Origin of the sequence: Sutterella seckii (assembly GCF_009183815.1) — a bacterium.
Taxonomy (GTDB): Bacteria; Pseudomonadota; Gammaproteobacteria; order Burkholderiales; family Burkholderiaceae_F; genus Sutterella; species Sutterella seckii.
Genome location: NZ_WEHX01000077.1, coordinates 1 through 12,368 on the forward strand (window position 1 = coordinate 1; position 12,368 = coordinate 12,368).

A 12,368-nucleotide genomic window follows, 5' to 3' on the forward strand; every position below is an offset into this window, starting at 1 on the left:
CCCCACTCCTTCCCATTCCGAACAGGACAGTGAAACGTCTCCGCGCCGATGATAGTTGGTTGTATTTCCAGTGAAAGTAGGTCATCGCCAGGCTCCCTATAAACGAAGCCCCTGTTGATTAGATGTCAGCAGGGGCTTTTCGTTGTCGGGTGTTCCGAACCGGCAGATGCGGATCCTGCTTCTTCTGACAAGAAGCAAGATGCGCGCGCATGTTTCTCTTCCATTATTTCTTTCGAGCTAGACCAAGGCTCAGCCATAAGAAGTAAAGGAGAAAAGCATGACGCTCAATCGCCGCAAATTCATTTCATCCGCTGTTGCGGGCGCTGCCGCTGCCGGATCGGCAGCCGTTCACGCCGCCTCGGAATCTTCCAAAGACTCCATGCTTCCCATGAAATGGGATGAGGTCTGCGACGTCATCGTCGTGGGCTCGGGCGGCGCCGGCATGGCGGCCGCCATCCGCGCGGCCGATCAGGGCGCGAAGGTTCTCGTCCTCGAGCGCCTGGCCTTCCCGGGCGGCAACACGCAGCTCGCACAGGGACAGATGAATGCGGCCGATCCCGTGCGTCAGCCCCGGCAGGGCATCAAGGACAGCCCCGAGCTTCATGCGAAGCAGACGCTTGCCGCCGGCGACTACCGCGGCGACCCGGAACGCGTGCGCGTTCTTTGCGAGAACGCCTACGGCGCCGTCACCTAGCTCGAGAGTCTCGGCATGGAGTTCCAGCCCCGCGTCTTCCAGATGTTCGGCGGCCTTTACCCGCGCGCGCACCAGCCTGTTGAACCCAAGGGCAAGGGCTACATCCAGGTGCTTCTCAAGGCCCTGAAGGAACGCAATGTTCCGATCCGCACGAACGTGCGCGTGACGGAAATCATCCGCGAAACGCCGGTTTCTGGCGATGTGCGAGGCGTGCGCTGCGAAACGAAGGAGGGCGTGCGCTGGATCCGTGCCCGACAGGGCGTCGTTCTCGCTGCCGGCGGCTTCTCTGCCAACAAGTACCTGCGCGAACTCCATGACCCGCGCGTGAAGAATCTCGGCACGGACAACCTCCCCAACCAGACGGCCGGCGACGTCATGATGGCGGCGGTGCGCGTCGGCGCCTACCTCGTCGGCATGGACTTCATTCAGTCCACCCCGGGTGCTCCTGCCGGGAAGAAGATGAAGATCATCCTCAACACCAAGGTTGCCGAGTCGATCTACGTCGACAAGCGCGGCAGCCGCATCGTCGACGAAGGCGCGAGGCGCGATCAGATCCGCGATGCCGTTCTTGCGACGCCCGAGCGCTACGCCTACACGGTGGTCGACAACGAAACGTATGAGAGCTACAACTCGGCGGTTCATTCGAGCGTCGAGGAAGGGATCCGCATCAACGAAGCCTGGACTGCGCCCACGATCCGGGAGCTTGCTCAGAAGATGGGCGTTGATCCCGAGGGTCTTGAAAAGACGATCGACCGCTACAACAACGTGCTCGTCAAAAACCAGAAGGATCCCGATTTCGGCAAGGCTCCGAGAAATCTCACGAAGCGGATTGAAAAGGGCCCCTTCTGGGCCTGCTATACGGGCATGACCGTTCACCATACGATGGGCGGCATCAACTGCAACACGAAGGCGCAGGTGCTCGACTGGCAGGGGAACGTGGTTCCGCGCCTCTACGCTGCGGGCGAAATCACCGGCGGCATCCACGGCACCAACCGCGTGGGCGGGAACGCCTTTCTTGACTGCATGGTCTACGGGCAGATTGCCGGCATCAATGCGGGGAAAGAACGCCGCGCCTGATGCGTAGGGAGCCAGCGGCCTGAGAGGCATCCGGCCTCCTGAGTCAGGGGAAAGTCCGGGCAGAGCATTTGATGACGCCCGGACTTTCTTCTTTGCTTACGATTTCGCCATGATCGGAGGGGCGGCTGGGTGCTCCGGCATGCTAGAAAGTCGGAATCTTCGCGTTTTCCCCAAACCGACCCTATGCCCATTCTTTCTGAAATTGTCCGCGCCCTCGAGAACGGCGCGAATTTAAGCGAATCCGAACTCCTTGTGCTCGCCGCCGGCCCGCGTGAGGATCTTTTCGACACGGCCGAGGCCGTCACGCGGAAGATGGCGCCCCGCGCCTACAACCTCTGCGGCATCATCAACGTCAAGTCGGGCGAGTGCTCTGAAAACTGCCGCTGGTGCGCGCAGTCGAAGCACTGGGAAGTGCCCGGCGTCAAAATCCATCCGATTCTTCCCGACGACAAGGTGGAGGCTGGCGCAAGGCGCGCCGCGGAAACCGGCATCGTGCGCTATTCGCTCGTGGCGAGCGGCAGAAAGCCCTCAAGGCGTGAGATCCGCGAATACTGCGAGCGGATCCGAGAGGTGAAGCGCAATCACCCGGAGCTCGAGGTCTGCGTGTCGCTCGGACTCTTGTCTGAAGAAGATCTCAGCGCCCTGAAGGACGCCGGCGTCGTGCGCATTCACTGCAACCTTGAAACATCGCCCGAATTCTTCCGGGAAGTCTGCACGTCGCACCGGATAGACGACAAGATCGAAACCCTCCGGCGCGCCCGGGCCCTGGGGCTCGACGTCTGCTCGGGCGGCCTCATCGGCATGGGCGAAACGCTCCTCGACCGCATCCGCCTCGCGCGCCTCTGCCGCGAGCTCGAAGTGCCCTCGATTCCGATCAATCTGCTTTACCGGGTGCCGGGCACCCCTCTCGCAGACGTTGAGGCGCTCTCCCAGGAAGAATTCCTCGTCGCCGCGGCGCTCTTCCGGCTCGCCAACCCGACGGCCTATCTGAGGTTTGCGGGCGGGAGAAACCTCCTCACGCCCGACACGATCCGGGAAGCCATGCGGATCGGCATCAATTCGGCAATCAGCGGAGATCTTCTCACCACGACCTCGGGCGGCACTCCCGCCGACGATGCGGCGCTCTTTCAGACAGCCGGTTACGCCGCTCCATAAAGGACAAAAACAAATAAAAATACCGCCGGACCCTCGTGGAGAAATCCGGCGGCAGTACAGGTCTGATTACGCGTCAGAGGAATCGAGCGCGTCAGGCCTTCATCTCAACGAGCGAATGACCCGTCATTTCCGGGGGCTGCCTGAGTCCCATGAGGGCGAGCACCGTGGGCGCGACGTCGGCGAGGACGCCGTCCTTCACCTTTTCGACGCGGTCGGAAACAACGAGGATCGGCACGGGGTTCAACGAATGCGCGGTGTTGGGGGAGCCGTCTGCGTTCTTCGCGTGATCGGCATTCCCGTGGTCGGCAATCTGCACGACGTCGTAGCCGCACTCGCGCGCGGTTTTGATGACCTTTTCAACGCATCCGTCGACCGCTTTGACGGCCTTCTCGATGGCGTCCCAGACGCCCGTGTGACCCACCATGTCGCCGTTTGCGAAATTAAGGCAGATGAAGTCGTACTTCTCTTCGCGCAGTGCGGCGCAGAGCTTCTCAGCGACTTCAGGAGCGCTCATTTCAGGCGCAAGGTCGTAGGTTGCAACCTTGGGCGAGGGCACGAGAATGCGGTCTTCGCCGGGGAAGGGAGCCTCGCGGCCGCCGTTCAGGAAGAACGTGACGTGCGCGTACTTTTCCGTTTCCGCAATGCGGAGCTGCCTGAGCCCGAGGCTCGCCACGTATTCGCCGATCGGGTTGACGACGTTTTCCTTATCGAAAAGAACGTGGAGACCCCTGAATGTCGCGTCGTACGGGGTCATCGTCGCGAACCAGAGGGAGAGCGGCTTCATATTGCCCTGCGGGGCCTGCGTGAGAACGCTCGTCAGCTCCCGCGCGCGGTCGTTGCGGAAGTTGAGGAAGACGACGGCGTCGCCCTCCTCAATGCGGCCGACTGGGCGGCCTGAGGCATCCGTCTTCACGACGGGCTTCATGAATTCATCGGTGATGCCGGCGGCGTAGGAGTCCTCGACCGACTTCACGAAATCCTGCGAGGGCGCGCCTTTCCCGTGAACGAGGAGGTCGTAGGCTTCCTGAATGCGTTCCCAGCGCTTGTCGCGGTCCATCGCGTAGTAGCGCCCGATCATGCTCGCAAGCACTGCCGTTTCGCCCGGAGCGGAAAGCTTCTCCTCAAGGCGCTTCACGAACCCGAGGCCGCTCTTCGGATCGGTGTCGCGTCCGTCCATGAAGGCATGAACGAAGACCTTCCGGATCCCTTCCTTTCGTGCAAGGTCGATGAAGGCGAGAAGATGGTCGAAGCTCGCGTGCACGCCGCCGTCGGAAAAGAGCCCCATCAGGTGGAGCGCCGAACCGGTTTCCCTGGCGTGAGCGATAAGGGCGGCGATTTCCGGCTGCGCGGTGAGCGCGCCCGATTCGCAGGCGCGGTTGATGCGCACGAGGTCCTGATAGACCACGCGGCCTGCGCCGATGTTGAGGTGGCCGACTTCGGAATTTCCCATCTGGCCGGCGGGGAGCCCCACGTTTTCGCCGAAGGTGAGGAGTTCGGCATGCGGGCAGCGCTTCATGAGCGATTCAAGATAGGCCGGATGCGCGGCCGAAATGGCATCGGCCGGGTCGGCTGCGCCTCCGCCGATGCCCCAGCCGTCAAGAATCATAAGAAGGACTTTATGCATTTAGCGTCTCTTGCGGATTCCGCGTGAGTATTTTTGAAGTCTGAGCATTTTAACAGGCCCGAATCTGCTGATTTCCCAGGGATGCGGACGTTGCCCTGCATGCGCGCGGCTCCCGGCCTAGAATCCATGGATACCGCAGTCAATCTCTCTTCCCGCTCCTTATGAAGAACCCTTCCATCCGCATCATCCCCGCGCGCGAGAGCCTCCGGCGCGTTCACGGCGAGGGCGCAGCCGACCTCGATGTTTCGAGCATCGACCTGATGCTGCGCATGATGAATGCGGTGGATGTGGTGAAGGGCGTCATCTTCGATGAACTGAAGGCCTCGACGGGACTTTCCGAAGGGAAGTTCACGATGATGATGTGCCTGAGGGAGGAAGGGAAGCCCCTTTCGATCGGCGACATTTCCCAGCGCATCGGCGTGGCTCCCCCCACGGTGTCCGTGATGGTGGCGCGGATGGTGGGCGAAAAGAAGCCCCTCATCGTGAGAAGAAGCAGCGAGAAGGATGCGCGCTCGAGCCTCGTTGAGCTCACCCCTGAAGGACGGGAGCTTCTCGACAGGGTGCTCCCCGTTCATTTCCGGCGCGTGGAGGAATTTGCCGCGCCCCTCACGTACGAGGAGAGGGAGACGCTCATCGGCCTCCTCTCGAAGCTCACGGCGCCTTTCGAGAAGAAGACGCCGTGAGAAATGGCCTGACGCCGGGAGCCTCCGGGTATCCTCCGTCACGCAGTCCCTGATTGAGCCTCTTCTGCCTTGGGCGCCGTGCGGGCGGGAGCAGTTCCGGCTTCTCTGTCGGGCACTGCCTGCAGGTCGTGCCAGTACTGGCGGAGCTCCTTTCTCCGCTTCTCTTCATCCCGCCAGAAGCGGATCGCATTGAGGCTTCCGAGGAAAACGAGCCACAGAAGGGCGCCCCCGAAGAGCGGGAGGGTCGCGAGGCCGTCGATTCCTCTCAGCCCCTGATCGCGCCAGAAGTTGAAGAGCCAGACGAGCGGGATGCCGAAGGAGACGTCGTGCACCCAGCCGTGCATGAAGCCCGTCGCCATGGTGGCGCCGCCCAGGATGAAGCCCGAGGGCACGAGGAAAATCATGCGGCCTGCGCCCTGACCGGGATTGGTCGTGCCCCAGGAGAGGAGAAAGGCGAGCCAGGTGTTCCCGAGCGCGCAGAGAAAGAGCGCCGGAACGAAGAGGAGAATGTTGCCGGCGAAGCGGAGCTGCCCCAGAAGAATCAGCACCGCCAGCGCGGTCGTCACCACCGCCGTGAAGATGAAGGCATAGGGCACTCCCCGGGCGAGAAAGCCGAAAAAAGACCCCGACAGAACTTCGCCGTCCCAGGAGCGCGTGACGCGCAGGCGCCCCACGATCATGAGGCTTACGAGCCCGTGATACATCATCGAAAAGAAGAGGAGAAAGCTCACCACGGTCGCCGTCGTCGCCTGTCCGGTCGGGTTCGTGAGGTAGCGGAAGCCCATTCTGAGGGGCGACATCAGGGCCTGAGTTTCGTTCGAATTTTTGCCGAGCGACGAAACGCCGTCCGAGCGGGAGACGGCGCGCTCCGCGCCCAGCTCAGCGGCAATTTCGTTCAGTACGGAATACACCTCGCCGTTCTGCGCCGTGTTGCTGTCGTCCGCAAAGTAGCCGATGGTGAGCGTGCGGTCGCCCCTGAGGATCCTCGCCTGGGCGCCCTTCGGGATATAGACGACGCCTACAAACCGGTCGCCGCGCGTCATGGCCCGCGGATCCGACGGCGAATGGACGACCGCCCTGACCGAAAGGCTCGGAGAAGCATTGAGCTTTTCGACGAGCGCTGCCGACCAGCGGCTCTGATCGAGATCGACCACGGCAACCGGGGCCTCGAACACCACGTCGTGGGAGAGCGCAATCGAAAAGGCAAAGGCCGTGATGAGCGCAACGAGGACGGCGAGCTTCTGGTAGGGCACAAAGCGACCGCTCATCATGGCCTCCCATTCCGAGGCCATGCTTTTCCGGATTTCCTTCATGAATCCTCGCATCAGAGCCTCACTTCAAGCGTCATGCCGGGAAGGAGCCCTTCGGCCGGAGGCACGTCGATGCGGACCCGGAAGAGCGTGAGGTCGGCCTGACCGCGCTCTCGCACCATCCGGAGGCTCGCAAAATCGGGCGCCGCCTCGGCGAGCGCCACCACGCCCGGAAGGGTTTTCTCAAGTGCGGGAGAAAAGCATTGGACGGTCGTTCCTTCAGCAAAGCGCGCGATCTCCTTCTCGCTCACGTAGATGTCGAAGTAATGCCGTTCGCTCTCGAGAAGCACCGCCGGCGCGTTGGGGCCGATCAGTTCTCCCTTTTCATAGAGCACTTCAAGGACCTTGGCATTTTCGGGCGCATGGATCCGAAGGCGCGTCTCGTTCACGCGAAGCTGTTCGAGCTCTGCGCTGAGGGACGCCCGGGTTGCCGCGAAATTCTCAAGATTGTGCTTCCTGTTCTGAGCCGCCCGGCGAGCGGTCTCAATGGCTTCAAGGTGCATGCCTTCGGCGGAGCCGGTCTTCTGCAGAAGCTTGATTTCTTCATTGCCTGCACCGATCGAGAGGCGCTTCACCGCATGCTCGCTGATGGCGAGCGCCTCGCGGGCTGCGATCCAGGCGGCCTTCGCCTGATCGTAGGCGGACTTTGCCATTGCGCCCCTGGGATAAAGGTTCTGAGCGCGGGTCCAGTCGGATTTCGCGCTTTCGAGCGATGCCGCGGCGGCTTTTCTTGAGGCTTCAGCCTCCTCAATCTGGCGCCAGAGCGTCCGCTCGTTCGTGTCGGCTTCCCGGAGCGCCAGGGCAATTGATTCCTCTTCGAGCGCCGTCTGCGCGTCGATCTGCCGGATGGCGGCTTTCTGGGCCTCAATGGAAATGCGGATGTCGGTGCCGTCAATGCCGAGAAGGAGTTCTCCCGCGCGAACGCGCTGACCTTCCGTTACGGGGCGCTCCACGAGTCGGCCGCCCACGCTCTGAAAGGCCGCCTTCACTTCGTGCGCCGTGAGGATGCCGGCCTTCAGGCGCTCGGCCTCTGAGACGGCATCATTTCGGTTTCCGAGGAAAATCAGACCGGCGGCCAGAATGCCGGCGGCGGCGAATCCGCTGATCGTGCGCAGGATGTCGCGTTTCTGCTTCTGAGGAATGGCCATTTTAATTAGTCAACTAAATAGTTAAATGTGGACAATGCCCTGGGAACCTTTCGAGGTTAGGGCTTATGAAGAATTTCAATAAAATCAGTTTTATTGGCGAAAATCTCTGCGACGGCTCGGGATTGGTCGGCTGATGCTGATCCCGCAGGGGCGGCGAAGCTGAGCTATACGAACCTCAGACTGAAAGATGGAGGCTTGCACTCTGCCAGAATAATTAGCCAGCTAATTATATGCTGGAAAAACTTTCTGCTGTTTGTCTGGTCCCGTCAAGACGATGAATCCGGGAAGAATTGCTTCTCTCTTAAGATAATTAAATCATGGTTTTACAATGATATTAAAGGAAAAAATATTCAAAATAAAATGCTAGACTGAGATTGAATCAATGCCTTTCGTTTAGCTTTGAGGTCTTCTGTGTTGAAAAAAACGATTGCAGTTGGAAATTCTTCCTTCGTTCTGATGAGGATGCGAAACTGCTTCTATGTCGACAAGACGCCGTACATCAAGCGCCTGATTGAATCCGGGAGCTTTGTTCAGTTGATTACGCGACCGAGGCGCTTCGGCAAATCGCTTTTTCTCGATACGCTGCGCACCTATCTCGCGGTTAATCCGGCCAATCCGGAAGATGTCTCCCGGCAAAAAGTACTTTTCGAAAACCTTGCCATCGCAGAAGACGCTGAATTTTGCCGAACCTATATGGGCCGGGTTCCGGTTTTCTTCCTCTCCATGAAAGGATTCACGGGGCCGTCTTTTTCTTATGCACTCGGCAAAATTTGCAAAAAGATCGCGGCTGCTGTAAACGAGTACAGCTATCTGCTGGAAAGTCCTCGTCTGACGGACAATGAAAAAGGAACGCTTCAGGATTATTTTGCGCTTAATTCGAGCAGTCTCCTCGCAGATGAGCGTAGGGCCTGGCTCACGGCATCGAGCTTTTTGCCGGACATTCTCTACTGCCTCACCAAGCACTTCGGACGGCCGGCGATGCTGCTTATTGATGAGTACGATGTTCCTCTCGAGAAGGCGGCCTCGTCCGGATACTATGCGGAGATGCGCAATTTCATTCGTGACTTCCTCTCGGTTCTGAAGCCGGAGGATGCGCCTCTGGCGGGCGGTTTTCCTGTTCTTGAGAAGGCCGTTCTCACCGGCTGCCTGCGCGTCAGCAAGGAAAGCATCTTTACGGGCGTCAATAATTTCTCCGTCAATACCGTCTGCAGTACTAATGAAAATTTAGCTGCTTCGATCGGCTTTACAGAGGATGAAGTCAAGAAGCTCCTGAATTACTACGGGCTTGCCGACCGCAGCAAGGATGTCAAGGCCTGGTACGACGGCTATCGCTTCGGATCGAGCGAAATCTATAGTCCCTGGGACGTTCTGAGCTTCTGCCAGGATGCGCTCGCAAGCAACGACGCCAAAACGGCTGAGCCCGACAATTATTGGATCAATACGAGCAGCAACGATGCGATCGATGAGTTTCTCGGGTTCCTCACGGAGGAGGATGCCGGCAGAATGCAGACGCTTCTCGACGGCGGCAGTATTGAGCTCAATATCAACGAGCAGCTGACATACTCGGATTTCGTTCAGCACAAATCTGAAGACTTCTGGACTCTGCTCCTTTTTACCGGCTATCTGACGGTAGATAAGTATCTGGGCGGCAAGAACTACCTTTTGAGAATTCCCAATGAAGAGATCCGCCAGACTTTCAGAAGCCGCGTTTCGGCCCGGTTCTCGAGTCAAAATGCTGCATTTGCCGCACACGGCATAAAGCTTGCCGAAGCTGCCGTCACCGGCAATGCTTCCCGCATGGCGGAAGTGCTCGAGCCGCTTCTGCGCACCTATGTTTCCGTTCGTGATTCGGCGACGAGAGCTCCGGCGGAAAATTATTATCACGGCTTCCTTTCCGCGCTTTTTGCCTGTGCAGGAAGCCGCATTCAGGATTTTCGCTCCAATGCGGAGTCCGGCAACGGGTATGCGGACATCATTTTCTCTTCAGGTAGCGGCCCGGATCGCTGCGGCGTCGTCATTGAAATCAAGCGTGCTGCCCGGCAGGAGGATCTTCCTGATGCTGTGGATGAGGCGCTTCGGCAGGTTGACAAAAAGGACTACTCGGAAGCGCTTCGAAGAATACGCTGCAGCAAGTATTTCGCTTACGGCATTGCCTTTTGCGGAAAGACCTGCGAGGTCGGCGGCGGCGAGCTGAAGCAGATTGCCCGATGAAGAGGCGCGAGGTCTCCGGTTGTAAAGTCGCGAAGCCTGAAACTTTGCTCGTTTACAGAGCGTTACGACTGTGACCAAAGAGAACGTTCTCCCTCAAGCCGCCTTTGAGGTGGCGGACTAAGATGAATCGCATCAGGGTTTACGCGAAGGGCTTAGTCCCTCGAAGAGTGATGCCCTGAGCCTCATGCGGCTGATTTCAGTCGGCCCGGGGCTCGAGGCATCTCATCTATTTAGGGAGAAAAACGTTATGACCACCAGGACCTGGACCGTTGAAGCCAATGAAAGTCTCGTGAAGCTCGTTGATGCGGTGCTCGCAAAGCATTCGGTTCGTTATCCGACCCCGGAAGCGTTCCTGCGCGCCGCTGCTGAAAACTTCGGCGAGCATCTCCTTGATCCGCGCGAGAAGAAGTCCGCCGAACTCACTGAGGGCGAGCTCTCCGACCTCATCAACGAGGCGGTTCAGAAATATGCCGAAAAGCACGGCGAACTCACGGAAGCCGAACTCCAGGACCTCATCGTTGATGCGGTTGCCCGCGACCGCGCGCGCCGCCGCGAGCTCACCGAAGGCGAACTCCAAGATCTCATCAGCTTCGCCGTTGAGGAAGACCGCAAAAAGGCCGACCGTCAGGCGGAACTGACCGAAGGCGAAATGGCGGATCTGATCGACTTCGCCGTTCAAAAGGCTCTTCAGAAGCATCACAGCCTCACGGAGGGCGAACTTTCGGATCTGATCGCCGCTGCGGTGGAAAAGGACCGCACCAAGGCGCAGTCCGAAAAGGAAATCACGGAAGGCGAGCTTCAGGATCTGATTTCGGATGCCGTTGCGCGCTCTGAAGCGAAGAAGGCCCGCCGTTGATTGCGGATGCCTCTGAGAGCGGAAGATGCTTTTCGCTCTCAGGAAAAAGAAAGGCGGCCGGAAGTCTGATCTTCCTGCCGCCTTTCTTTTTTCGTAATTTTTGAAGAGGTTCAGGCGCTGGTTGAAGCGCCGGCCGCAGAGGACTTCATGCCTGCGAGGCGAACGGCAAGGAGCGACCCCGCTGAGGACACGGCAATCCCGGCAAAGGTCCAGGCATTTTCGCCCGTGAGGTTGCCGACGAGCCCCAGAATGCCGCCCGCGACGGCGCCCGAGAGCCAGACCTTCGGATCCGCGCTTCTGAGGCGCCCGGCCACGAGGAAGAGAAACGGCGCGGCGACGCCCGGCACGAAGAGCGAATAGGCGTTCAAGAGCAGTCCGATGATGTTCCCGGAGAACCAGGCGCTCGCGAGCGCGAGCGTTCCGAGGAGCACTGCCCAGAGACGGACGGCGCCGGCGCGCTCGCGACCGCAGACGTCCTTTTCAAGAATGCCCGCTGCGGAAAGAAGGAGCGTATCGGCCGAGCCCGAAAGCGCGCTCACAAGCCCGAGGGCCAGCATGACCTGAAGAAGCATCGGCAGGGGCGAGTCGGGCGAAAGCCAGTCCGTGATGGGGGCTTTGGCGTCGATGTTGAGGAGCGCGAGCATCGTCACGATGACGCCGAAGAGCGCGAGGACGGGAGCTGCGGCAAAGGCGGCGGCTCTCGCGGACCGGGCATCCTTCGCGGCAAAGGTGCGCGAGAACATGTCGGGGCCGATCACGAAGGTGATGCCGACGAGGATCATCATCTTGAGCCAGTCCGTGAAGCCGAAGGCGTCGGTGAAGGGAACCTTCGGAAGGGCGGCCACGGCCCCGGGGCGGTCGAAGAGGCACCAGGCCCCTGCAAGCAGGAAGCCGACGAGAAGGAGAATCGCCTGAAGGGCGTCCGTGCGGATGACGCCCCGCTGGCCGCCTGCAGCCGTGTGAAGGATGATTCCGCCCGCGAGCGCGGCGTAGAGGATTTCCGCCTTCATGCCGCCCACAATCGAGAGCAGAAGCGAATGGAGCGCCGTGAACTGCGCGGCCGTCACGGCCGCCCAGGAGACGGCGATGATGAAGCCCGCCCAGCGTTCGGCGTTTTCGCCCGCAAGGCTCCCGAGGAGATGCGGGAGCGTCATGGCTTTGGTGCGGCGGATGACGGGCGCGACGAAAAGCCCGTGAAGAAAGAGTCCGATCGTCCCGACCCCGAGCCACCAGAAGGCGGCGGGGCCGATTTTCTGGGCGAGTCCGCCGATGCCGAGCGTGGCCGAGCCGCCGATGATGGTGCTCACAAGCGAGAGCGCGCAGAGGGCCGCGCTTGTGGTGCCGCCCGTCGTGAGAAGGCCGGAGAGCGTGCGGTCCTTCGTGTTCCCCCGGATTCCGAACCAGAGAAGGAGCGCGAGGTAGCAGACGATGAGAAGAGATAGAAGCGTCATGAAAAACTGCAAACCCATGTTGAGAGCCAGGGGCTCCGTACTTTTGGCGTCATGTTAGCCCCTGACTTTGGGAGTTTCAAGGCCCTAAAAATCGTGGGTTGCCCTGCACCCCACTTTTTTTGACCTGAATTCTCTATTTCGTTATATAGGCTGGTTATA

At 60.0% G+C, this 12,368-nt stretch carries 8 protein-coding genes, 1 rRNA gene and 1 pseudogene; 6 read left to right on the forward strand and 4 right to left on the reverse strand.

Going from position 1 to position 12,368, the window contains the following annotated elements; all coding sequences use genetic code 11:
* The 3 genes and pseudogenes from rrf to bioB form a co-directional block, all read left to right on the forward strand.
* Positions 1 to 93: ribosomal RNA gene (gene rrf / locus GBM95_RS13240) — 5S ribosomal RNA — on the forward strand; the annotation flags it as partial.
* A gap of 295 nt (positions 94 to 388) precedes the next feature.
* Positions 389 to 1,771, forward strand: a pseudogene (locus tag GBM95_RS09215) (FAD-dependent oxidoreductase).
* A gap of 183 nt (positions 1,772 to 1,954) precedes the next feature.
* A complete protein-coding gene (gene bioB / locus GBM95_RS09220) occupies positions 1,955 to 2,926 on the forward strand; it encodes a biotin synthase BioB (RefSeq protein ID WP_152158836.1) in 972 nt (323 codons plus the stop codon).
* Positions 2,927 to 3,017: 91 nt separating this feature from the next.
* Here bioB and gpmI read toward each other — a convergent pair whose 3' ends face one another.
* A complete protein-coding gene (gene gpmI, locus GBM95_RS09225) occupies positions 3,018 to 4,550 on the reverse strand; it encodes a 2,3-bisphosphoglycerate-independent phosphoglycerate mutase (RefSeq protein ID WP_152158837.1) in 1,533 nt (510 codons plus the stop codon).
* A gap of 161 nt (positions 4,551 to 4,711) precedes the next feature.
* Here gpmI and GBM95_RS09230 point away from each other — a divergent pair, with 161 nt between their 5' ends.
* Complete coding sequence (locus GBM95_RS09230) at positions 4,712 to 5,233, forward strand: MarR family winged helix-turn-helix transcriptional regulator (protein WP_152158838.1); 522 nt, start codon at positions 4,712 to 4,714, stop codon at positions 5,231 to 5,233.
* Positions 5,234 to 5,271: 38 nt separating this feature from the next.
* On the opposite strand, the gene GBM95_RS09235 is transcribed toward GBM95_RS09230, so the two are convergent.
* A complete protein-coding gene (locus tag GBM95_RS09235) occupies positions 5,272 to 6,504 on the reverse strand; it encodes an ABC transporter permease (protein ID WP_152158843.1) in 1,233 nt (410 codons plus the stop codon).
* 53 nt (positions 6,505 to 6,557) lie between these two features.
* Positions 6,558 to 7,691: an HlyD family secretion protein gene (locus GBM95_RS09240; RefSeq protein ID WP_152158839.1), complete on the reverse strand. Its 1,134-nt coding sequence runs from the start codon at positions 7,689 to 7,691 to the stop codon at positions 6,558 to 6,560.
* 411 nt (positions 7,692 to 8,102) lie between these two features.
* Here GBM95_RS09240 and GBM95_RS09245 point away from each other — a divergent pair, with 411 nt between their 5' ends.
* Both GBM95_RS09245 and GBM95_RS09250 read left to right on the forward strand, forming a co-directional pair.
* Positions 8,103 to 9,902 (forward strand): AAA family ATPase, encoded by a 1,800-nt coding sequence (locus tag GBM95_RS09245; RefSeq protein WP_226963254.1) that lies wholly within the window; start codon positions 8,103 to 8,105, stop codon positions 9,900 to 9,902.
* A gap of 247 nt (positions 9,903 to 10,149) precedes the next feature.
* Complete coding sequence (locus GBM95_RS09250) at positions 10,150 to 10,758, forward strand: hypothetical protein (RefSeq protein WP_152158841.1); 609 nt, start codon at positions 10,150 to 10,152, stop codon at positions 10,756 to 10,758.
* Positions 10,759 to 10,868: 110 nt separating this feature from the next.
* Here the strand turns inward: GBM95_RS09250 and GBM95_RS09255 are convergent, their stop codons facing one another.
* Entirely contained in the window at positions 10,869 to 12,209 is a 1,341-nt protein-coding gene (locus GBM95_RS09255) for a sodium:solute symporter family transporter (protein ID WP_152158842.1), read from the reverse strand.
* Between the last annotated feature and the right edge of the window lie 159 nt (positions 12,210 to 12,368).